Raw genomic sequence first — 20,402 nt, 5'->3', positions numbered from 1 at the left:
AAGGGGGCCGTGATGCCGGGAGGCAGGCTCACCCAGCAGGAGCGCCAGCAGATCGCGGTGGGACTGGCCGACGGCCTGGCCTACGCCGAGATCGCCCGCCGTCTCGACCGTCCGACCTCCACGATCACGCGTGAGGTGACGCGGAACGGCGGCCCCACCGGCTACCGCGCCGACCTGGCACAGCGCGCCACCCAGCAGCGCACCCACCGGCGCAAGCCCGCCCAGCCCGGGGGGCCGCAGACGCTGCCGCAGCCCTACGGACGCGACGCCGAGGCCGTACGCGACTACCAGGAGACCCTCACCAGCGTCTTCATGACCTCGGGTGTGCCCAAGATGATGGCCCGGGTACTGGGCTGCCTCTACACCACCGACACCGGCAGGCTCACCGCCTCGGAACTCGCCGAGCGCCTTCAGGTCAGCCCGGCGTCCATCTCCAAGGCGATCGCGTTCCTCGAGGGCCTGGACCTCGTCCGCCGGGAGCGCGACGAACGCCGCCGCGAACGCTACGTCGTCGACGACGACCTCTGGTACCAGTCCATGATCCGCAGCGCCCGGGCCAACGACGAATTCATCCAGACCGCACGCCAGGGCGTCCGCGTCCTCGGCCTCGGCACCCCCGCCGCCACCCGCCTCGAAAACGCCGCCCGTTTCCTCGACTTCGTCAGCGAAGGGCTCATCCGCGCCGCGGAACAGGGCCGCGAAGTCCTCTACACCAGATCCCGGACGGCCCCGGACCCCACCACCGAGCCCGGTTCGGACGACCGGCACAGGGCTGGCGGGCCAGGTACCAACTAGGTACCATCCGAGCATGCCATCACTGAACGTGTCCTTCTCCGACGAGGAAATGGAAGGCGTCCGCGCCGCCGCCGCCGCGGAGGGCAAGAGCCTGAAGCAGTACCTGCACGATCTCGGCGTGCGCGAGATGCATCGCAAGCGGTTCGTCGCCGGCGCCACCGCCTGGGCCGACAGGCTGCGTGGCGAGTTCGACGAAGCGTTCCCCGAGGAGGTTCCTCCCTCCCGGCGTGGCGACGGCGCTGCGGCTGCCTGATGGTTCTGCACATCGACGTCTCCTGGCTGCTCGACGTCCAGGAGGCGGCCCTCGGGCACGAGGACGTGACGGTGACCGACTACTCGGCGCTGGTGGCGTCCGTCGCGCGGCACAAGACCAAGATGCCGACACTGGAGACGGCCGATCCGGATGCCGCCTGGCGCGCGGCCGCGCTGTTGCACACGATCGTGCGCCTCGAACCGCTTCCGCACCGCAACAGCCTGTTCGCCGCCTTCGTGGCCGCTCAGTACATGGACCAGTCCGGTGAGGGCATCGACCCACCGTACGGCGCACTGTCCGATCTCGTCCGCAAGGTCCGGGACACTCGCCTGAGTGTCTACGCCGTCGCCGGGGCGCTGCGTTCCTGGAAGATCTGAGGGCGGGCGCGGCAGCGGACCGGACCGCACCGGCGGCACCGGCCGGGAAACCGAGCCACCTCGGACACCCCCGCGTCAGGGACCATGAAGCATGCGCCCGGATGACTGGCAACTCACCAAAGACATCGACGACTTCCTCGCCCGAGCCGGGGAGTTCCTGCGCTCACGCCCCGTGATGCACAACACCCCGCTGACCACGCTCGAGAAACTGCGAACACGCCGTATGGACGCATACGGCACCGGGGCCACCCTCTTCGGCCGGCTGGAGTCGGAGGGCGAGGTCCGCGCCATCTTCTACCGCACTCCGCGCGGCCGCCTGACCCTCACCGCCCTCTCCCCCGAGCAGGCCGACACCCTCGCCGCCCAGCTGGCCGACCTGGGCCGTCCCTTCTCCGGCGTCACCGCGGACCACGGCACCGCCACCGCCTTCGCCGAGGCCTGGCAGCGGCACACGGGCGCGGCGCCGGTACGCGACTGGCGGGGCCGTCTCCACCGGCTCGGCACGCTCACCCCTCCCGAGCCGCGCCCAGAGGGCCGGGGCCGGCTCGTGGGCGAGCGGGACCATGAGCACCTCATGCGCTGGTGCCGTGAGTTCGCCGCGGACGTCGGGGAGGTCGTCTCCATCGACGCCGGCTCCTGGGCCGGCACCCGCTTCGCCGAGAAGCGCTACACCTTCTGGGAGACCCCGGACGGCACGCCCGTCTCCATGGCGGGCGTGAACCCGGTGGTCGCCGGCCAGGTCCGGGTGGACCCCGTCTACACCCCGGCCCACCTCCGGGGCCGCGGCTACGCGGGCGCCGTGACGGTCGAGGTGAGCAGGGCCGCGCTGGCCGCGGGCGCGACGGACGTCGTCCTGTTCACCAACCCGGCCAACCCCACCAGCAACGCCCTCTACCAGCGCATCGGATACGTCCCGGTCACCGACTTCACCGGGTACAGGCTCTCCCCGCCAGCGGATGGTTGAAGCCCTTGCGGCCGCTGCCGCGGTCCTGGACGTCGTGCTGCGCCCACCAGGTACGGAACTCCCCGCTCCTGACGGAGAGTTCACCGACCAGGGCGACGATCGCGGGATCCTCCGGGTACCGTCCGCCGGACAACCGCAGGAAGGCGATGCCCTGCCGGGCTGCGGTCTCCCAAGCGGTGTCGGCTCCACGAGCTTCGCCGCGGGCCTCGCCCACGGCGGCGTTCTCACCAGCGGCTTCGTGGCGGGCGGTGTTCGTCTTCAACGCCGTCCTGGGCGCCCTGGTCCTGCTGGGCACTGCCGGGCGACCGCACGGGGGTGGTCCTGCTCTACCTGGCCATGCTCGGGCTGATCGTCGACGACCTGACCGTCCCCGAACTCCTCACGCCACACCGGCTCGACACACTGATCGACGCCATGGTGGCGCGCCTGCTCCCGGCCAGAAGCCGCCCGCCCGGCACAGCCTCCGCACCCCGCGTGACCGCCGCGCTCGCCGTACGCCTTGGTGAGCACGGGAGAGACCGATTCCGTCAGTCGTCGTGCGCGGTCTGCGTCGTACGGAGCAGCTCGGCCAGGTCACTCGGCGGGAGGTAGCCGGTCAGCTCCGCGCGGAGCCAGGCCAGCCGTGCGTGATGAGTCGTGGCCGGGGAGGTTCCCGGGACGGCGTGGGCGGCCGTGGTGCCGAGGAAGCCGGTGACCGCGCGGGCCGCCACCGCCCGGGTGCTGTGCCGTTCGGCGGTGAGCAGCAGGTGCAGCGAACCGCCCCCGCGGACCGTGGCCGTGTACGGCCGGCCCGGGGGGAGGTAGAGGGCGTCGCCGGCTTTGAGGGTGACCGTCGCCCAGGGGTCCTGGCCGACGGTGTCGGTCTCGGGGCCGGTGGTGTTCCAGCTGGTCTGTCCGTCGAGCTGGAGGACGAACAAGTGCTCCGGCACGTGGCGGACCTGGGTGCGATCCGTCTCGGTGTCCGGCGCGAAGGCGGCGCGGCGGACCGGGTCGGGTGCGCCGAGCACCAGGGTCGCCCGGACGGTGGTGCCGAGGTCGGCGCCCAGACCGGCGAGCAGGTCCGCGATCCAGGTCTCGTGCTGCTCGGGACGGTCCAGGCGGAAGGTGCCGTTCTGGCCGGTCCGGATGCGGGTGCCCGGGTGTGCCGGGGCGGCGCCGGTGTCCTCGGGGACGGCGCCGGTGCACGGGAGGACGGGCAGGCCGGTGCCGATGCGGGACCTGATCCCCTCGCGGGTCAGGAGGCCGGCCGGGAAACAGGACGGCAGGAACGCGGTGGTGACGCCCCAGAACTCGCCGTGGAAGGCGTCCGTGTCGTCGACGAGCGCGGCCAGACGGACCGGTGGCCGCAGGGTCTCTTCGGGTGCGCGCGAAGATGTGACGGCCATGGTTTCCCGCTTCCTGTGTCGAAAACCCCACCGGCGCTCGGTTCTCCCAGGAAGTTAGGAGAGCCGGCTTGGGAGATCAACGGTGGCCCACGACGACTCCAGCGGGATTCCAGCCGTATTCCAGCGGGGGTGCGGAGAAACCGGGGGAAGCGGACAGCCAAATGAGAACTCCTTGAGCTCTCGTCCAGTCGAGGTTCAGCCCGTTGGCCGCCGTACGGAATCCCTCCTAGTCTCTCGGTCACCGTGCCGGTCTCAGTGATCCGGTGTCTCGAAATTCCAGCGGAGGGGATCAATGGGGCAGGCCGTTGACGTCCGGATTCTGGGGGATACCGGCGAGCTTCTGTGGCAGGGACCGGAGGCCGGGTACAAGGAAGCTCTGGCCTCCGTCGACCCGGGGAACTCGGCGCTGCGCATGCTGGCCGACGGGGATCCCGAGCATCGCTGCGCGCGGGACGAGGTGATGCGGACCGCCGAGGCGCTGGAGCTGGTCAGCCGGCGCGGGGTGCCCCGGGGGTTCCTGACGACGCTGCCCCGCGGTGCCCTCTTCGAGGCGGGCGTGGACGCCTTCAACGGCCCGCACCTGGCCGCGCTCGACGTCCATCCCGTGCATTTCCCGCTCGTCTTCGACGGGTCCGGTCCGGCGATGACCGAGCTGACCGCCGACTACGCGGCCCAGCAGCGGATGTTCGAGCTGACGGAGAAGGGCGGCGGACTCCGGCTGAGCTACGCGGCGGACCCCAACCTGTTCTCCTGGCTGCAGGACACCACACTCGACCGGGCCCGGCTGCCGTACGCGATGTACAGCCCGCAGCCGGTGTTCCGCCGGTTCAGGTCGGGCGAGACGAACATTCAGCGCAGGCGGCAGTTCACGGTGCCCGACGTGCATGTCCTGGCCGCGCCCGAAAACGCCGGCGAACAGTATCTGCACGCACTGGGCCTGGCTGCCGAATCCACTGCATTCTGGTTCGGCCGGGATTATGTGCACGTTCTCGATTCGGTGGTCGGCACCACTCAGGACACGGACGACTTCTACCGTCAGGCGGCGAAGCACGCCGGTGGGATCACGGTGGTTCGCCGGTTGCCCGCGCATCCCAAATACTATGCGCAGAAGACCGCGATCCTGGTGTCCTCCGGCTATGACGCGGTCATGCTGCAGAACATCCAGCTGGACGAGATCAACGCGCCGCGGTTCGGGATCCGGCTGGACGACGGCACATTCCCCGTGATCATTCACGCCTGTGTCGCCATGGGCGGCTCGCGGATGCTGCCGCTGGTCCTCGGGCGGGGCCTGGCGGGCCTGGGGCCGAAGGAGATACCGGCGGAACTGGCGGCCGTACAGGTCGCGTTCGTACCACTGGCCGAGAAGCACGTCGGCCGGGCGTACGAGCTGGCCGGCTCCCTGTGGACGCGGGATGTGCGCACGGCCGTGGACCTGGAGTTCCGGCGGCCGGTGCGGGCCAGGATCGCCCGGCTGCGCCGCGACTGGCAGCCGCTGTACTGCGTGATCGGTGATCGGGAGCTGACCGAGGCGCCCGGGCTGCAGACCTCGGGCGGGCAGCGGATCGACGAGGCGTACGAGCAGTACCTGGGCGAGCGGCTGCCGCGGTGGCTGCGGTGTCTTCCGCACACTCCGGCCGGGACGGCGGCGCAGTCGCCGGTCCTCGCGTCCTGACGGTCACTCAGAAGGGTTGATGTGCCGATGACTGCATGGCGGCCGGTGCTCGCCGAGCTCGAGGCGGGCGCCCGCGTGATGCTGCGATGTCCCAGCGGACGGGAGCTGGCCGAGGCGCTGACCGCCTGCTTCGAGCTGAAGCTCGTCAGCGTCCCGCTCTCGCCGAAGTGCACCGACCGGGAGCTGGCCGGGATGGGTGAGCGGGTGGGCGCGTCCCTCGTGCTCGACGGTCCCGCCCTCACACCCCGGAAGCTGGACGGGGAGCCCGCCCATCCCGAGGCCGAGCAGCTCGCCTACATCATGTTCACCTCGGGCTCCACCGGGCGTCCCAAAGGGGTCAAGCTCGACCGGGACGCCATCCTCGGCAACGCGCTCAAGACCGCCCGCCTGCACGGTTTCTCGCCCGCCCGGCCGCACGGCACCTGTCTGCCGCTGTACCACTGCAACGCCATCGTCATGTCGCTGACCGGAACCCTGGCCACCGGCACACCGCTCGTCGTCTCCCAGCCCTTCGAACCCGGCCGGTACTTCAAGGAACTCCAGGCCTCCGGCGCGCGCACCGCGTCCATCGCACCGGCCCTGCTGCACGAACTGGTGCAGGCCCGGCCCCCCTGGCCGGACGGGCTGGAGTACCTCATCACCGCCGCCGCGCCCCTCACCAGCGGCCTCGCCCGCCGGTTCCACGACGCCTACGGGCCCCGGCTGCGCCAGGGCTACGGGCTGACGGAGGCGGTGAACTTCAGCTTCGTCATGCCGCTGCTGGACACCGCGGAGTTCCGCGAGCAGTACATCGCGCACCAGCCGCCGGTGGGCCTGCCCCTGGAGGGCACCGAACTGCGCCTGGAGGACGGGGAGGTGTGGATCCGCACGCCGGACCGGATGCGCGGCTACTGGGAGGATCCGCAGGCCACCGCTCGCGTCCTGGCCGACGACGGCTGGCTGCGCACCGGCGACATGGGGGAGGAACGGGACGGCTTCCTCGTCCTGAAGGGCCGGCGCGACGACCGGGTCAACCGCGGCGGTGAGAAGTACCACCCGCTGGAGATCGAGCAGCGCTGGCGGCAGCGCGGGCTGGACGGGCGGGTCGTGGCGGTCGCGGTGGACGAACCCGGCTACGGGCAGGAGTTCGGCCTGATCGCGCCGGACGCGTCGCCCGCCGGCCTGCGGGCGGTGTACGAGGCCGGTTTCCCGCGGCCCGTGGCGGCCGGGACCGGAGGGTATCTGGCCACCGACACCGGCAAGCCGCGGCGGGCGGCGATGGGTCGCCGGCTGGCCGCGCTGCGGGACGGAGCGCGCCGCTACGAGGAGTTGCTGCACTACGCCGCCGCGGCCGCGCGTGCCGTCGTCGACAGCCCCGTACGCCCCACCACCGCCCAGTCCGCCCAGCTGCGCAGCCAGGCGCTCGCGCTGGTGGCCGCGGTGGGCGGGGCCCGGCCGCAGGAGACCCGGGCCACGCTGGGCCGCAGTGCCGCGCACGACGCGCTGGACGCGCTGGTCGAGGGCTGGCCCGAGTTCGCGCGGGGCGCCTGCTTGGGCGAGGACCTGATGCGGCGACACCCGGGGCTGTGGAAGCGGCTGATGACCGAGTGGCCCATGGACCGCTACCCGGAACTGATCACACGCGTCCTGACCGCCGGCGGCCTGCTCACCGGGCGGGTCCTGGAGGCAGGTTCCGGCGTGGGCAACACCACCTCCCGCGTCGCCGGTCTGGTCGACGGCGACTTCGTCTGGTCGGACCGGCTGCCCGAGCTGGTGGCCCGCGGCACCTGGCAGGGCCGGGGCATCGTTCTCGACCTCGACTCCGAGCCCTCGGCGGGGCTCGGCGGGTTCGACACGATCCTGGCCACCAACGTCGTGCACTGCGTGGCGGACAAGGCGGCGACCCTGCGCCGGCTGCGCGCCATGCTCGCGGACGGCGGCCGTCTCGTCCTGGCGGAGGGGGCGAGCCCCACCACCGCCGACGGCACTCCGTGGGCGCTGGACTTCCTGTTCTGCCTCTTCGACGGCTGGTGGGACCGGGGCGGCTTCCGCACGCGGTGGGAGTGGCTCGACCTGCTGCGCGACGCCGGGTTCGGCGACCTGGGCTTCTCCGCCCTGCGCGCCGGGCCGTACGACCTGGGCGGTGTCGTCTGGGGCGGGACACCTCCCGGCTGACCGCACGCCGCCCCTGCCTTCCAGCGGCCCGACCCCACCGGGCCGCATCCCTTCTCGATGCCCGACAACCGATGCCTCAAGGAGTCCCCATGCTCACCACGCAGGCCACCCACTCCGCAACCGCAACGGTCGACGCGCCGCAGCGGCTGACCATCGTCGACTGGGCCAAGAGCCTCGTCGGGGACGACTCCACCCAGCTGCACATCGACCACGGCCCGCGGCCGGTCGACGTGCACGGCTCCCCCGCGACCGGTCAGGCGCTGGTGACCAACGGCTCGGTGGGCGCCGACGTGATACGGCTGCCCGCAGGTACCGGCTTCGTGCCGCACACCCACCCCGGCCACCACATCCTGATCGTCGTCGGCGGCGAGGGCACCATCACTTACGACGGCCGCGTGTACCCGACGCGGGCGGGCCAGGTCTACCTGGTCGAGGGCGAGGTGCCGCACGCGGTCGGCGCCATCACCGACCATGTGATCGTGGCCGTGGGCTCGCCGCACAAGGAGATCGACGCCGAGGACCGCATGGCACCGGTGCCCTACGAGGAGGTCATCGCCCCGGACGGCGACCTGACCTGCCTGATCTGCGACGTCAGCGCGGTCGTGCCGGAGCGGCTGCACGGACTGGACTGTCCGCACTGCCCGTGCCGCGACTGCGCCACCCGGACCACCCGGTGAGCGCCGCGGCTCCGCTGCCGCTCGTCGATCCGCGCACCGGCCGGGTCCGCGGTCAGCTGTCCCCCGGCCGCGGGGAGGTGGTCACCGGCACGGTGGCCGCCGCCCGCCGGGCGTCCGCGGCCTGGGGGCGGCTCGTCCCCAAGGAGCGCGCGCGCCGGCTGGAGATGCTGGCGGGACTGATCGAGGAGCACGCCGAGGCGTACGTCGAGCGGGAGCGGGCCGGTACCGGAAAGCCGGCCCGGGAGTCGTCGGGGGAGGTCGCCGAGGCGGCCGACCTGTTCCGGTTCTACGCGTGGGCGGCCCGGACCGGCAGCTCGCCGGCGGCCGGGTCGCTGATCGGCGGCCATGAGAGCTGGGTGCGCTGGGAGCCGGTCGGTGTGGTGGCCGCGATCGTGCCGTGGAACTACCCGCTGATGATGGCGGCCTGGCGGTGCGCGCCGGCGCTCGCCGCGGGCAACTGTGTGGTCGTCAAGCCGGCCGAGAGCACACCGGACGCGCTGGACCTGCTCGCCGAGCACGCCGAGGACGCCCTCGGGGCGGGGGTGCTGCGGGCGGTGCCCGGCGACCGGGAGACCGGGCGGCTGCTGGTCGGCGCCGACGTCGACATGATCGCGTTCACCGGCAGTGCGGCGGCCGGCGCGGACGTCGCCGCCCGGGCCGGGATCCGGCCGGTCAGTCTCGAACTCGGCGGGAACAGCCCGGTGATCGTGCTGCCCGACGCGCCCGAGCAGACGTGTGCGGACCTCGCGGACGCCTGCGTGTACAACGCGGGGCAGAGCTGTGCGGCTCCGGCCCGTGTGATCGCGCTGCAGGACGGTTACGAGCAGGTGGTGCAGTCGCTGACCGAGGCGATGTCGGCCCGGCTGGCCGGACGTGACTTCGGCCCGCTCAACAACCCGGCGCAGGCCAACCGTTACGACCGTATCGCCGGCTCCTCCGGCGCCAAGCACGACGTGACCGCTCCCTTGGCCACGGCTTCCGGCGAGGAGGGCGGCTTCTGGCGTGGCGCGCGGGTGCTGGCCGACCTGCCCGAGGACAGCCCGGCGCTCCAGGAGGAGGTCTTCGGACCGCTGCTGACCGTGCAGCCGGCCCGGGACGTGGAGCACGCGCTCGAACTCGCCCACGGCGTGCCGCAGGCGCTCGCGGCCAGCGTGTGGACCCGTGACCTGACCCGCGGGCTGGACCTCGCGGGCCGGCTCGACGCCGGGGAGGCCTGGGTCAACTGTCACCTGGTGCAGACGGCCGAACTCCCGCACGGCGGACGCCGGGGCTCCGGCCAGGGCACCGACCTGAGCGTCCTCGCCCTGCACGAGTACCAGCGGCCCAAGACGGTCACCGTCCGTCTGCTGCCCTAGCCCCCGCGGTCGCCCCTCCCCCACGACGAAGGACACCAGCATGAGAATCGGCATCGTGGACGGTTACTCGACCGCCCGTTTCCTGGTCGAGGACCTCAACCGGGCCGGAGCCTCCTGCGTCCATGTGCGCAGCCAGGAACATCCGCCCGCGGTGTACGTCCGGGCCTTCGACGCGTCCGCCTACCATCGTGACCTGGGCTGGTACCCCCGGCCGGAGGAGGCGGCCGCGGAGCTGGCGGAGCTCGGCGTGAGCCGGGTCGTGGCCGGGACCGAGTCGGGTGTGCTGCTGGCCGACCGGCTGAACGAGCTGCTCCAACTGCCCGGCAACCGGCCGGAACTCGCCGAGGCGCGGCGCGACAAACCGGCGATGGCCCGGGCGTTGCGCGCGGCCGGCCTGGCCGCCGCCGAGGACGTCTCGGTGTCCGACCCGGACGAGGGCGTGGCCTGGTTCGCCGGCCGGCCCGGCGGCCGGGTGGTGGTCAAGCCGCCGTCCAGCGCGGGCAGCGACAACGTGTGGGTGTGCGGCACCGAGGCCGAAGTGGCCGCGGCCTGCCGTACGGTGCTGGACGCACCGAACTTCTTCGGCGAGCCGAACGGCACGGCACTGGTGCAGGACTACCTCGACGGCGAGGAGTACCTGGTCAACTCCGTCTCCCGGGACGGCGACCACAAAATCGTCGAGATCTGGCGTTCGGTACGGCTGCCGGGCCCGAACGGGTCGTGCCTGTACGACTTCCAGGAGCCGCTGCCCTGTGCCGACCCGGCCGCCGCCGCGGCGGTGCGCTATGTCCGGCAGGTGCTGTCCGCGCTCGGCATCCGCAACGGCGCCGGGCACAGTGAGCTGCGGGTGACCGCCGCCGGTCCGGTGCTGCTGGAGACCGGGGCCCGGCTGTGCGGCGGGGTGCTGCCGGAGGTGTCGCTGAAGTACTCGGGCATGTCCCAGGTACGGCTGCTGACGCTGTCCCTGCTCGATCCGGCCGGTTTCGACGCGTTCGACGACACCGCGGTGCGCTGGTCCAAGGCGGTGCGCTGGGTCTCGCTGATCAGTGACCGGCAGGGCCGGGCCGCCTCGGACACGTGGCGGGAGAAGCTGCGGCGGCTGGACACCTTCGACGGGCTGGTCAGCAGGGTGTCCGCGGGCGGTCCGGTGCCGCGGACGGTGGATCTCGCCTCCTCCCCCGGCTTCGTCTACCTGGCGGCGGACTCCGCGCGGGCGGTGCTGGAGGACTACGAGCGGCTGCGCTCGCTGGAACCGAACGGGTTCTACCTCTCATGAGGCCGCGCGGCGAGAACGGCACGAGCCGCGGCGGGCGCCCCGGGCGGGTGTTCGCCGTGGTCTCCTTGCTGGACTCGCTGGGGACCGGGCTGTATCTGGCGGGCGGCACGGTGTACTTCGTGCAGGGCGTGGGTCTGTCCCCGGCGCAGCTGGGGCTGGGGCTGGCTCTCGCGGGTGGTGCCGGGTTCCTCGCCACCGTGCCCGTCGGGCTGCTGGCCGACCGGTGCGGGGCGCGGCCGGTGCTGATCGGGCTTCAGCTGTGGCTGGCCGCCGCGTTCGCGGCGCTGGCGTTCGTCCGCGGGCCGCTGTCCTTCGCCGCGGTGTGCTGCCTGATGACGATGGCCGAGCGGTCCGCTCCGCCCATGATCCAGGCGGTCGTGGCGGACCTGATGCGCGGTGACGAGCAGGTCGGCGCCATGGCCCGGATCCGTACCGTGCGCAATGTCGGCTACGCGCTGGGCGCGCTGCTGGCCACGCCGCTGATGGCGGTGCACGAGCTGTGGGCGTTCCGGGCGATGCTGCTGGGCAACGCCGCCTCCTATGTCGTCGCCGCGCTGCTGCTGCGCACGGTGGCGGTGCCCCGCCGGGCGGGCGGCCCTGCCGCGGCGGCGCGCCGCACCTGGCTGCCGCGCGGGCTGGGCGATCGGCGGTTCCTCGCGGTGACCGCGCTCAACGGGGTGCTGGTGCTGCACCAGACGATGCTGAACGTCGGTCTGCCGCTGTGGGTGGTGCGGCACACCTCCGCGCCGGTGGCCGCGATCCCGCTGTTGTTCGCGCTGAACACCGCGCTGGTGATCGGGCTGCAGATCCGCTTCAGCCGGGGCGCCCGGGAGGAGGGCCGGAGCCGGCGGTCCCTGCGGTGGGCGGCCTGGCTGCTGGCCGCGACCGGGCTGCTGCTGGCCCTCAGCGCGGGCCCGGGCCGCGCCGGGGCGCTGGTGCTGCTGGTGCTGGCGGTCGGCACGCTGACGGCGGGTGAGCTGTGGCAGTCGATCGCGGGCTGGGCGCTGCCGGTGGACCACGCGCCCGAGGGGCGGCGCGCGGAGTACCTGTCGGTCTTCAACCTCGGTGTCACCGTGCAGGCGGTGCTGGGTCCGGTCGCCGTCACCGCGGTGGTGGGGCTGGGTCCGGCGGGCTGGCTGCTGCTGACGGCGGTGTTCACCGGCGCCGCGCTGCTGACGGCCCCGGTCCTGCGGGCCCTGGAGCGCCCCCGTCCGCTCCCCGCCGTCGTCGCGCCGCGCCTGCAACGGCGAGGGGAGAGCACATGACGGACTCAGCGGTGCATCGGCACAACGCGGTGGGCGCGGCGTCCGAGCGGGCCGTGCCGCCCGGCGGGGCCCGGCCGCCGTGTTCGCCGTTGCTCCTGGGGGAGCCGCGGGTGCGGGTGCCGCACGTGCCGGACCATCCCTCCTGCTTCGGGTGCGGGCCCTCCCCCGGGCTGGGCCTGCGGGTCGTCGAGGAGGACGAGCGTGGTGTCGTCGCGGAGCTGACCCTCGGTCAGGTGCATCAGGGGGCTCCTGGTATCGCGCACGGCGGCATCGTGGCCGCGGTGCTCGACGAGGCCACCAGCCTGGCGGTGTGGCGCGCGCTCAACCGGCCCAATGTCACCGGCCGGCTGGAGGTCCAGTTCCTGGCCCCGGTGCCGCTCGGCGAGCCGCTGCGGGTACGGGCGCGCTGTACGGCCGTAGCCGGCCGGAAGGCCTTCGCCACCGCGGACCTGCACGTCGGCGGCGCGGACGGGCCGGTCGCGGCGAGCGCGGCGGCCGTCTACATCGCCGTATCCGCACAGCACTTCGACCGGCACGCGACCGCCGCCGGACCTCGTGATCCACGGACCCCTCAGGACGGACGATGACCCAGAACATCCTCACCGGATCCCCGTCGGCCCCCGGCGTGACGCCGGCCGCGCCGTCCGCGCCCCGGCCGGCCGCCATCGGGCGCATCGCGGTCGCCAGCATGATCGGCTCCGCCGTGGAGTGGTACGACTTCTATCTCTACGGCACCGCCAGCGCCCTGGTCTTCAACAAGCTGTTCTTCTCCTCCCTCGATCCGGTCGCCGGGATCCTGGCCGCCTTCGCCACCTACGCCGTCGGGTTCGCCGCGCGTCCTCTCGGTGCCGCGGCCGCCGGGCACTTCGGCGACCGGTGGGGGCGCAAACCGGTGCTGGTGGTGTCCCTGTTCACGATGGGCCTGGCCAGTGCCCTGGTCGGCGCGCTGCCGACCTACCGGCAGGCCGGGCTGCTGGCACCGGTGCTGATGGTGCTCCTGCGCGTCGTGCAGGGGTTCGCGGTCGGTGCCGAGCAGGGCGGGGCCGCCGTACTCACCGTGGAGAGCGCCCGGTCGGCGCGGCGCGGGCTGTGGGGCGGCTTCGCGATGTCGGGCTCCTCGCTGGGGCTGCTGTTGTCCTCCGGCGCGTTCGCGCTGACCCAAGCGCTGCTGGACGACCACCAGTTCGCCGTCTGGGGCTGGCGGGTGCTGTTCCTGTCCAGTCTGGTGCTGATCGTCGTCGGGCTGGTGCTGCGGGCCACGATCGACGACTCGGAGGCGTTCACGGCCGCGCCCCGTGTGCAGCGTCCGGTGTACGACACCCTGCGCCACCACCGTGGCCCGCTGACCCTGGCCGTCGGCCTGCGGGTGTCCCAGACGGCCGTCTCGTACTTCTACACCGTCTTCGTGCTCTTCTATCTCACCGACCACGGCCACCACGGCAAGGGCCTCGGCGTCACCGTCATCACGGTCAGCGCGGCACTCAGCATGCTCACCGCGCCGGCGTGGGGGGCGCTGTCGGACCGGTTCGGGCGCAGGCCCGTGTTCCTGTTCGGCGCGGTGGGCAGCGCGCTGTACGTCGTGCCGTTCTTCCTCCTCGTCGACACGGGGTCACCGGTGCTGGCCGGGATCGCCGTGCTGATCGGTGTGAACGTCTTCCACGACGCCATGTTCGGCCCTCAGGCGGCCTGGTTGAGCGAACTGTTCCGCACCGGTGTCCGGATGAGCGGCGCCTCCCTCGGCTATCAGACCGGGGCGGTGCTGGGCGGCGGGCTGCTGCCGCTGCTGGCCACCTCGCTGTATCTGGTGGCGTCCAGGGAACCCTGGCTGGTGTGCGCGTATCTGCTGTTGCTGTCGGCGCTCACGGTGACGGCGGCGCTGCGTGCCCCGGAGACCCGGGAGGACGCTCTGGCGGCGTGAGAGCCGCCGCTCCCGCATAGCGTTCACCTCCAAACCATTGCAACGAACGGGGCAGGATTGTTGCATTAACATCAGGCTTGTTGCAACGATTTATCGGCCTTCACCTGCAGAGTTAGCGATTATTCGCAACGATGCTGTTGCCGGATCTGTAAATGCAACGTAGCGTTTCCATCAACGGAAACAGCGAGCCGAGGAGCACACGATGCAGAAGAACCAGAGCACCCCGCAGCAGTTCAAGACCCCCGCCGCCATCACGGCCGTCCTCGACATCCCCGCCGGACAGGTCCAGTTCATCGCCGCCGACCGCAGCGACACCACCGTCGAGATCCTGCCCGCCAACCCCTCCAAGAGCCGCGACGTCAAGGCCGCGGAGCAGACCCAGGTCACCTACGACGACGGCGTCCTGCGCATCGAGACCGCGGAGGCGACCAACCGGGTCCTCGGCCCCTCCGGAGACCTCCAGGTCACCGTCCAGCTGCCCGCCGGCTCCCGCGTCCAGGCCAGGGTGGCCGCCGTCGAACTCCGCGGCGTCGGCCGCCTCGGCGACGTCACCGTCGACGGCGCACAGGGCACCATCAAGCTCGACGAGACCGACAGCGCCCACCTCACCCTGCAGTCCGGCGACATCACCGTCGGCCGCCTGGGCGGCCCCGCGGAGCTCAGCACCCAGAAGGGCGACCTGAACATCACCGAGGCCGTGAACGGCACCGTCACCCTGAACACCCAGCACGGCGACATCTCGGTCGGCGCCGCCCGCGGAGTCTCCGCCTCCCTCGACGGCGGCACCACCTACGGCCGCATCCACAACGCCCTCAACAACACCGACGGCGCCGCCGCCGGCCTCGCCATCCACGCGACCACCTCCTACGGCAACATCACCGCCCGCAGCCTGTGAGAACACACAGGTGAAGTCACCGTGTGTGTCCAGGACCGACATCCGCGAGGCTGGGCCGCTATTACGCCGTAATAGCGGCCCGGCCTATTACGGCGTAATAGCGGACGGCGCACCTCCGCATGCTGCCGGGCACCGTCAGGCCCCGGAGACGTCCCGTCAGCGGCACGTCAGAAGGAGGTCAGCCCCCTGTGGCATCGTGAAACACGTGAACGGCGCCGCGGGCAAACCGCGAGGCCGGGAACGAGGAGAGGTGCCCGGAGTGGCTGATCGGGGACCAGGGCAGTAGCCCGGAGTCGGATCCTCTTGAGGGTCCACGCAGGTTCGAATCCTGCCCTCTCCGCAACGCAGGAGCGCTGCGACTTGGCCTCGGCCGCCGTGATGGCGGCCGAGGCCGTATGCGTGCGTGCCCGCAGCCGTTGTCCTTGCCTCGGGGTGAAGCAGGACGGACTGGGGAGCTTGGCTCATGTACGTCACGTCAATGAGGTGCGCTCCCCAGGACGTCAGGTCGCGCGGCGCAGCGGAACAACGACGTTCTCCCCCATGCGCTTGGGGTCGAGACGGTAGTACTTGATGTGACCGATCCGCTCGGTCTCCTCCAGCCAGCCGGCCTCGATGACCTGCTTGCGGGTGCGGGAGAAGACGGGCGGGGCCATGCCCACGAGCTTGGCCAGGTTGGCCGCGGTCTCGAGGACGGCGCCGGACCGGTCGGTCGGGTGCAGGGCGTACAGCATGACGACGAGACGCTGGTTGGCGCTCATGCCGGCGGTCTTCTCGAGCAGTTCGAGGTTCTTCTGCTTGTCGTCGCTGCTGATCACTGGACCTCCCACCGTGCGGGAACATTGTCGTCGAATCCGGGGATGTCCGGCGGGTTGCAGGTCTTCACCGCTTCGCGCTGCTCGATCCCTGTGCCGTGGAAGGCGATGTACGGGCTGATCCGGTAGAAGTTGTAGTTGCCGATGCGTCCACGGATGACCAGGATGCGGTGTTTGGCCAGCTTCCTATTGATCTTTCCGACCGCGTCGGTGGACATTCCCACTCGTTTGGCGATGTCCGCTCCGGTGGCCCGCAGTGGTTCCATGCCCTCGGGAGAGACCCCGATCCACCACAGAACGAGGAACTTCTGACTGGGCGTGAACGCCTTGGACTCGGTGATCGCCTCGACTCGCGCCTTGTCGACCTGTGTGTGCCGGCCGGAGAAGGCATACGGCGCATAGGGGACCGGCTCGCCGGTGTCGGCGTCGACCAGTCTGCGTACTGCTCCCAACGGGCCCTCCGTGGAAGGGGGGTGATTGGTGGTTCATGAGGGACGGCTGTGAGGCCGACCAGATGAACTTAACGTACATGAGCATGAAGTCAATCAGCTCCGCCTGTCGGCCGTGTCGCCTGCCGTCCCGTCAAGGGCCCCGCCGTGCGGTCACGGCCGCCCCGGGCGCCGACTCATGTACGTCACGTCAATCTGGTGCGGCTGGAGGATCGTGGTACCCGGTTCCTGCAGTCGTGGTGGCGGTTTTCTCGGTCGCTGTCGCGGTCCTGTCGGTCGTGGTGCGAGGTTGCTGGGACCGGGTGGTACGTCCGAGGGATCCGGGCACCCTGATCCGAGGATCGCTCTGCACGATCCGCCGAACTGCCTGCCAGTTCCCACGGTCTTGGTGCTTCGATGCGTTTCTGCAGGTCAGCGCCGTATTGGCGGCTGCGCTCTCTTCCCTTGGCAAACGGTGGTCAGCCCGCCCCGGAATCGTGCGAGCACTCGACGACGCAACCAACTGACCCCGGCCCGCGACAGGTCGGTCCCGACCGCCCTCGGCTCGACACCGGACCGAGCCCCGCTCGAGGCGCGCCCGACGACGAGTCCCGGCACACACGAGCCCGTCGCTTCCCGGCGCGCACGGCTTGAGCCACGACGAAACGGGTTCGCGCCGGGAAGTGGCGGGGCAGCGGGGTCCAGGGGCCGGCGAAGGCCCCTGGTACCACGCGGCCCAGCCCACCTGGGGAAACGACCGGGACTGTCAGGACGGCGGGTGCCGGTGCGAGGGTTGTGACCCGCGCCCATCAGCGGGCGGACCGGCAGGAGAGTTCTGCGCGTGAGCTATTACGGCGTAATAGCTCGGGTGCCGCGAGTGTCGGCTGGCGTTCCGTCAGAGCGCTTCAACTAACGTGTCGATGCTTCCAAAGATCTTGGACGTTAGTAAGGTGTCGTCTATGAGTTCGCCAGCCACTTCCAGCGACCGCGAGAAGGTCGTCTCCAAACTGCCGGGATGGCTCCGGCAGAACCTCAAAGTCAGAGCCGCCCAGCACGGCATCGAGATCCAGGCGGCAGTAGAGCAGGGCATCCGGGACTGGTGCACGCTCGCCTCCACTCCCCCGGCCATCGACACCTCACGTGCCGACTCGTTCTCCACGTTCCTGCCGCCCGGCCAGTGGGACGAGTTCCGCCAGGTCGCCGCGGAACGCCGTGTCTCGCTCATCCAGGGCCTGGCACAGTCGGTCCAGCTGTGGCTCGACTCCAATCCCGCGCCGCATGTGGAACGGCCCGAGATCACCCGTCGCATCATCGTGTGCAACCAGAAGGGCGGCGTCGGCAAGACGGCGATCACGGCGGGCCTCGGCGAAGCGCTTGCCGAGGACGCCGACAGCCTGCACGCCGTCAGGGTGGCCAAGGCTCTCACCGAGGCCCTGCGTGCGAGTGACACCCAGTCCGACGAAGTGCCCGGCGGCGACGACCCGCTGAGCGTGGAAAGTCTGCCGGGGCTCGGGCTGCGGGTCCTGCTCGTCGACTTCGACCCGCAGTGCCACCTCACCAACCAGCTCGGGGCGGCGCCCCTGCCCATGAACGGCGACAGCCTGACCAACCACATGGCGGGCGACCCCAAGGGCGACCTTCGCGACCTCATCGTCTCCGTCGACGACGAGACCTTCGGCGGCCGGCTGCACCTGCTGCCCGCCTGCAACGACGCCTTCCTGCTCGATGTCCGCCTCTCCGCCGTACGCGCCAGGGAAGCGGCACTGGAGCGTGCCCTTGCCCCGCTCGAGGCCGATTACGACGTAATCCTCGTCGACTGCCCGCCCAGCCTCGGTCTCAGCATGGACGCCGCCGCGTACTACGGCCGCCGGCGCGACGGCGAGAAGCTCGGTCAGTCCGGCGCGCTGATCGTCGTGCAGGCCGAGGACAGCTCCGCGGACGCCTACGAACTGCTCACCACTCAGATCGACGACCTGCGCGGCGACCTGCAGGTCGACATCGACTACCTCGGCATCGTCGTCAACCTCTACGACTCGCGCCGTGGCTTCATCGCCACCTCCTCCCTCCAGGGGTGGGTCGACATAAAGGATCCCCGGGTCGTCGGGCTCATCGGCGATCTCAAAGAGCAGAAGGAAGCGGTCCGGATGAAGCGGCCCCTGCTGTCCTACGCCCCCAAGTCGCAGCAGGCGATCGGGATGCGCGCGCTGGCCCGGGAGATCGTATGAGCAAGGCCGACCAGCTGGGAGCCGGCCGCTTCGGCGGGGGAGTGCGCCCGGTGAGCGCGCGCCGCCAGGCCGTGGCCGCCGCCACCGGGGTACCCACCGAGGGCGTCGCCCCGCCCACCGAGCTTCCTCCTCATCGCATCAGCCTCAACCCCGACAACCCCCGCTCCAGTCTCGGTGACCTCACCGATCTGGCGGGCAGCCTGAAGACGCACGGTCAGAAGCAGGCGATCACGGTGATGAACCGCGACGCCTACATCAAGGCCAACCCCCAGCGTGAAGCCGACCTCGAAGCCGACACCAGCTACGTGGTCATCGACGGCAGCAGCCGCCTCGCCGCTGCCCGCGAGGCGGAACTGACCGCCGTCAAGGTGATGGTCAGCGACGACCAGGGCACCAACTCCGAGGAACTCCTCGAGTCCGCCCTCGTCGCCAACATCCACCGGCACGACCTGGGAGAACTCGACGAGGCCCGAGCCCTGCGGCGCCTGCTGGCCATCCACGGCAGCCAGACCGCGCTGTCCAAGCGGCTCCACCGTTCCCAGGGCTGGGTGTCGCAGCGCCTGGCGCTGCTCAATCTGACCCCCGAACTGCAGAGCCGTATCGGTGAAGAGCCCATCGATCTGCTGCGTGCCGTGGCCAACAAGCCGGCCCCGGAGCAGGAGGCGGCACTCCAGGAACTCAAGGACGAGCGGACCCGGAAGGAGGAGGAGAAGCGCGACCGGAAGAAGGCGGGCGAGAGCGAGGCGCCGGCATTCACCGCCCGGCAGCAGCCGGGGGAGCCGCAGGGCTATTACGGCGTAATAGGGGGCGGCGAGCCGAGCGCGCCGGCGGTGACCGGTCAGGTGGAACGGGCCGGCGGTGCCGGTCCGGGCCGGCAGGCCGGGACGGCCGACGGCTATTACGGCGTAATAGGGGATGCCGAGACGGATGCGGCGGCCTCGGGGGTCCCGGGTGTCTCGTCGGCACCGAGCGCCGGTGAGGCAGATGTGCCGCAGCCCGTGCCGGAGCCGCGGACGGAGACGTCCGTTCTCAGCCCGCAGGCGGATGCCTCGACCGGCGCCCATCCGCGCCGGGTGCCGTACAACGAGCCCGGCATCCTCGCCATGCTCCTGGACCGGAACATCGACAGCGACGACACCTTCTTCGACTTGCTCCGGTTCCTGGGCAAGAAGGGACTGGAGCGGAACCCCGCCCGGCTGGCCGAGTTGGCGCAGTCCTTCGCCGAGCAGGCCGCCGCACCGGGCGACTGAGCTCCACGGAACCAGTGAAGGGCCGGCTCCCCTGGGGGCCGGCCCTTCACTGACGTCATCCACCGCTATTACGCCGTAATAGGTCGGCCCCGCTCCCCCGCCTATTACGGCGTAATAGGTCGGCCCGCCGCGAGCCGCGGTGGCGCTACAGGGAGATGTCGATCTGATCGACGTCGGTGAACTCCACGTCCAGGCCCTGGGCTCGGGTGTTGTCGGCCCGGAAGTACATCTCCCCCAGGCCCTCCGCGGCGATCTGCAGAAGCTGGTCCTCGGTGGCTCCGGCGTCCCGGGCCGCGAAAAGCCGCTCGGCCCAGCGGGGCGGCAGGGCCTGGGTGATGTCGCGGACGCGGGCGTCGTCGGTGGTGCCCGGGGCGGCCGTGAAGCCGAACCTGGCCCGGGTGGCGAAGACCAGGCCGTCGGTGCTGACGGCCCGCTGCTTGGCCCGCGCCCGGACCTGCGGCTGCCAGCGGCTGCGCACCTCGCGCTCGAGGCGGGCGGCGAGCTCCGGGCGGGGGTGTTTCAACTGGCCGGTCACATACCGTTCCACGGTGCGCTGGGAGATGCCGAGCAGCTCGGCGACTCGCCTGGTGCCCTTGAGCTGCTTGACCAGATATCTCATCCGGGCCGGGGCGCTCTTGGGGATGGCACGGGTGAACGCCTGCTCCAGCGCGCGGTCCAGGCTGTCCCCTACCGAGTCCATG

20 protein-coding genes and 1 tRNA gene are annotated in these 20,402 nt (G+C 71.4%); 16 read left to right on the top strand and 5 right to left on the bottom strand.

Annotated elements, in window-relative coordinates; all coding sequences use genetic code 11:
- The first annotated feature begins 12 nt into the window (after window positions 1-12).
- The 4 genes from ACWGJ5_RS36285 to ACWGJ5_RS36270 all read left to right on the top strand — a co-directional run bounded on the left by ACWGJ5_RS36285 (window position 13) and on the right by ACWGJ5_RS36270 (window position 2,389).
- A complete protein-coding gene (locus ACWGJ5_RS36285; RefSeq protein WP_453313882.1) occupies window positions 13-795 on the top strand; it encodes a helix-turn-helix domain-containing protein in 783 nt (260 codons plus the stop codon).
- 13 nt (window positions 796-808) lie between these two features.
- Window positions 809-1,048 carry a hypothetical protein gene (locus tag ACWGJ5_RS36280; RefSeq protein WP_228626233.1) on the top strand — a complete coding sequence of 80 codons (240 nt, stop codon included), beginning with the start codon at window positions 809-811 and terminating at the stop codon, window positions 1,046-1,048.
- Window positions 1,048-1,425: a toxin Doc gene (locus ACWGJ5_RS36275; protein ID WP_453313881.1), complete on the top strand. Its 378-nt coding sequence runs from the start codon at window positions 1,048-1,050 to the stop codon at window positions 1,423-1,425. The genes ACWGJ5_RS36280 and ACWGJ5_RS36275 overlap by 1 nt, the downstream gene beginning before the upstream one ends.
- A gap of 91 nt (window positions 1,426-1,516) precedes the next feature.
- Window positions 1,517-2,389 carry a GNAT family N-acetyltransferase gene (locus ACWGJ5_RS36270; protein ID WP_453313880.1) on the top strand — a complete coding sequence of 291 codons (873 nt, stop codon included), beginning with the start codon at window positions 1,517-1,519 and terminating at the stop codon, window positions 2,387-2,389.
- Here the strand turns inward: ACWGJ5_RS36270 and ACWGJ5_RS36265 are convergent.
- Together ACWGJ5_RS36265 and ACWGJ5_RS36260 are read right to left on the bottom strand one after the other, a co-directional pair.
- Window positions 2,352-2,651 carry an MmyB family transcriptional regulator gene (locus ACWGJ5_RS36265; RefSeq protein ID WP_453313879.1) on the bottom strand — a complete coding sequence of 100 codons (300 nt, stop codon included), beginning with the start codon at window positions 2,649-2,651 and terminating at the stop codon, window positions 2,352-2,354. The genes ACWGJ5_RS36270 and ACWGJ5_RS36265 overlap by 38 nt on opposite strands.
- Window positions 2,652-2,916: 265 nt before the next feature.
- Entirely contained in the window at window positions 2,917-3,774 is an 858-nt protein-coding gene (locus tag ACWGJ5_RS36260) for a hypothetical protein (protein ID WP_453313878.1), read from the bottom strand.
- Window positions 3,775-4,066: 292 nt separating this feature from the next.
- Here ACWGJ5_RS36260 and ACWGJ5_RS36255 point away from each other — a divergent pair, with 292 nt between their 5' ends.
- The 10 genes from ACWGJ5_RS36255 (at window position 4,067) to ACWGJ5_RS36210 (ending at window position 15,326) form a co-directional block, all read left to right on the top strand.
- Window positions 4,067-5,446 (top strand): His/Gly/Thr/Pro-type tRNA ligase C-terminal domain-containing protein, encoded by a 1,380-nt coding sequence (locus ACWGJ5_RS36255; RefSeq protein WP_453313877.1) that lies wholly within the window; start codon window positions 4,067-4,069, stop codon window positions 5,444-5,446.
- Between the two features lie 27 nt (window positions 5,447-5,473).
- Window positions 5,474-7,600 (top strand): AMP-binding protein, encoded by a 2,127-nt coding sequence (locus ACWGJ5_RS36250; protein ID WP_453313876.1) that lies wholly within the window; start codon window positions 5,474-5,476, stop codon window positions 7,598-7,600.
- Window positions 7,601-7,689: 89 nt separating this feature from the next.
- Window positions 7,690-8,277 carry a cupin domain-containing protein gene (locus tag ACWGJ5_RS36245; protein WP_453313875.1) on the top strand — a complete coding sequence of 196 codons (588 nt, stop codon included), beginning with the start codon at window positions 7,690-7,692 and terminating at the stop codon, window positions 8,275-8,277.
- Complete coding sequence (locus tag ACWGJ5_RS36240; RefSeq protein ID WP_453313874.1) at window positions 8,274-9,632, top strand: aldehyde dehydrogenase family protein; 1,359 nt, start codon at window positions 8,274-8,276, stop codon at window positions 9,630-9,632. The genes ACWGJ5_RS36245 and ACWGJ5_RS36240 overlap by 4 nt, the downstream gene beginning before the upstream one ends.
- Before the next feature lie 40 nt (window positions 9,633-9,672).
- A complete protein-coding gene (locus ACWGJ5_RS36235; protein ID WP_453313873.1) occupies window positions 9,673-10,908 on the top strand; it encodes an ATP-grasp domain-containing protein in 1,236 nt (411 codons plus the stop codon).
- Window positions 10,905-12,173 (top strand): MFS transporter, encoded by a 1,269-nt coding sequence (locus ACWGJ5_RS36230; protein WP_453313872.1) that lies wholly within the window; start codon window positions 10,905-10,907, stop codon window positions 12,171-12,173. The genes ACWGJ5_RS36235 and ACWGJ5_RS36230 overlap by 4 nt, the downstream gene beginning before the upstream one ends.
- The gene (locus ACWGJ5_RS36225; protein ID WP_453313871.1) at window positions 12,170-12,760 is read left to right on the top strand and encodes a PaaI family thioesterase; all 591 of its coding nucleotides are present in this window, start codon (window positions 12,170-12,172) and stop codon (window positions 12,758-12,760) included. Before ACWGJ5_RS36230 ends, ACWGJ5_RS36225 begins: the two co-directional genes overlap by 4 nt.
- A complete protein-coding gene (locus tag ACWGJ5_RS36220; RefSeq protein WP_453313870.1) occupies window positions 12,757-14,091 on the top strand; it encodes an MFS transporter in 1,335 nt (444 codons plus the stop codon). Before ACWGJ5_RS36225 ends, ACWGJ5_RS36220 begins: the two co-directional genes overlap by 4 nt.
- Before the next feature lie 202 nt (window positions 14,092-14,293).
- The gene (locus ACWGJ5_RS36215; protein ID WP_453313869.1) at window positions 14,294-14,986 is read left to right on the top strand and encodes a DUF4097 family beta strand repeat-containing protein; all 693 of its coding nucleotides are present in this window, start codon (window positions 14,294-14,296) and stop codon (window positions 14,984-14,986) included.
- Between the two features lie 271 nt (window positions 14,987-15,257).
- Window positions 15,258-15,326: transfer RNA gene (locus ACWGJ5_RS36210), tRNA-OTHER, on the top strand.
- A gap of 160 nt (window positions 15,327-15,486) precedes the next feature.
- On the opposite strand, the gene ACWGJ5_RS36205 is transcribed toward ACWGJ5_RS36210, so the two are convergent.
- On the bottom strand, window positions 15,487-15,798 hold the full coding sequence (locus ACWGJ5_RS36205; protein ID WP_453313929.1) for a replication initiation protein, RepL2: 312 nt from the start codon (window positions 15,796-15,798) through the stop codon (window positions 15,487-15,489).
- Complete coding sequence (locus ACWGJ5_RS36200) at window positions 15,798-16,250, bottom strand: MarR family transcriptional regulator (protein ID WP_228626272.1); 453 nt, start codon at window positions 16,248-16,250, stop codon at window positions 15,798-15,800. The genes ACWGJ5_RS36205 and ACWGJ5_RS36200 overlap by 1 nt, the downstream gene beginning before the upstream one ends.
- Before the next feature lie 935 nt (window positions 16,251-17,185).
- On the opposite strand from ACWGJ5_RS36200, the gene ACWGJ5_RS36195 reads away from it, so the two are divergent.
- Window positions 17,186-18,451, top strand: a complete 1,266-nt coding sequence (locus tag ACWGJ5_RS36195) for a ParA family protein (RefSeq protein WP_453313868.1) — start codon at window positions 17,186-17,188, stop codon at window positions 18,449-18,451.
- Window positions 18,448-19,701 (top strand): ParB/RepB/Spo0J family partition protein, encoded by a 1,254-nt coding sequence (locus ACWGJ5_RS36190; protein ID WP_453313867.1) that lies wholly within the window; start codon window positions 18,448-18,450, stop codon window positions 19,699-19,701. The genes ACWGJ5_RS36195 and ACWGJ5_RS36190 overlap by 4 nt, the downstream gene beginning before the upstream one ends.
- 145 nt (window positions 19,702-19,846) lie before the next feature.
- Here ACWGJ5_RS36190 and tpg read toward each other — a convergent pair whose 3' ends face one another.
- Window positions 19,847-20,401, bottom strand: a complete 555-nt coding sequence (gene tpg, locus ACWGJ5_RS36185; protein ID WP_453313866.1) for a telomere-protecting terminal protein Tpg — start codon at window positions 20,399-20,401, stop codon at window positions 19,847-19,849.
- Window position 20,402: the final 1 nt, after the last annotated feature.

Source organism: Streptomyces sp. NPDC054783 (assembly GCF_053611725.1).
Note: the sequence above shows the minus strand (reverse complement) of the source record. Positions and strands in the feature narration are given on the sequence as shown.

Coding starts and splice junctions, on each gene's coding strand:
- ACWGJ5_RS36280 (WP_228626233.1), top strand. CDS start 809: ATGCCATCACTGAACGTGTCCTTCTCCGACGAGGAAATGGAAGGCGTC.
- ACWGJ5_RS36255 (WP_453313877.1), top strand. CDS start 4,067: ATGGGGCAGGCCGTTGACGTCCGGATTCTGGGGGATACCGGCGAGCTT.
- ACWGJ5_RS36230 (WP_453313872.1), top strand. CDS start 10,905: ATGAGGCCGCGCGGCGAGAACGGCACGAGCCGCGGCGGGCGCCCCGGG.
- ACWGJ5_RS36215 (WP_453313869.1), top strand. CDS start 14,294: ATGCAGAAGAACCAGAGCACCCCGCAGCAGTTCAAGACCCCCGCCGCC.
- ACWGJ5_RS36250 (WP_453313876.1), top strand. CDS start 5,474: ATGACTGCATGGCGGCCGGTGCTCGCCGAGCTCGAGGCGGGCGCCCGC.
- tpg (WP_453313866.1), bottom strand. CDS start 20,401: ATGGACTCGGTAGGGGACAGCCTGGACCGCGCGCTGGAGCAGGCGTTC.
- ACWGJ5_RS36225 (WP_453313871.1), top strand. CDS start 12,170: ATGACGGACTCAGCGGTGCATCGGCACAACGCGGTGGGCGCGGCGTCC.
- ACWGJ5_RS36235 (WP_453313873.1), top strand. CDS start 9,673: ATGAGAATCGGCATCGTGGACGGTTACTCGACCGCCCGTTTCCTGGTC.
- ACWGJ5_RS36220 (WP_453313870.1), top strand. CDS start 12,757: ATGACCCAGAACATCCTCACCGGATCCCCGTCGGCCCCCGGCGTGACG.
- ACWGJ5_RS36285 (WP_453313882.1), top strand. CDS start 13: ATGCCGGGAGGCAGGCTCACCCAGCAGGAGCGCCAGCAGATCGCGGTG.
- ACWGJ5_RS36275 (WP_453313881.1), top strand. CDS start 1,048: ATGGTTCTGCACATCGACGTCTCCTGGCTGCTCGACGTCCAGGAGGCG.
- ACWGJ5_RS36260 (WP_453313878.1), bottom strand. CDS start 3,774: ATGGCCGTCACATCTTCGCGCGCACCCGAAGAGACCCTGCGGCCACCG.
- ACWGJ5_RS36270 (WP_453313880.1), top strand. CDS start 1,517: ATGCGCCCGGATGACTGGCAACTCACCAAAGACATCGACGACTTCCTC.
- ACWGJ5_RS36190 (WP_453313867.1), top strand. CDS start 18,448: ATGAGCAAGGCCGACCAGCTGGGAGCCGGCCGCTTCGGCGGGGGAGTG.
- ACWGJ5_RS36245 (WP_453313875.1), top strand. CDS start 7,690: ATGCTCACCACGCAGGCCACCCACTCCGCAACCGCAACGGTCGACGCG.
- ACWGJ5_RS36195 (WP_453313868.1), top strand. CDS start 17,186: ATGAGTTCGCCAGCCACTTCCAGCGACCGCGAGAAGGTCGTCTCCAAA.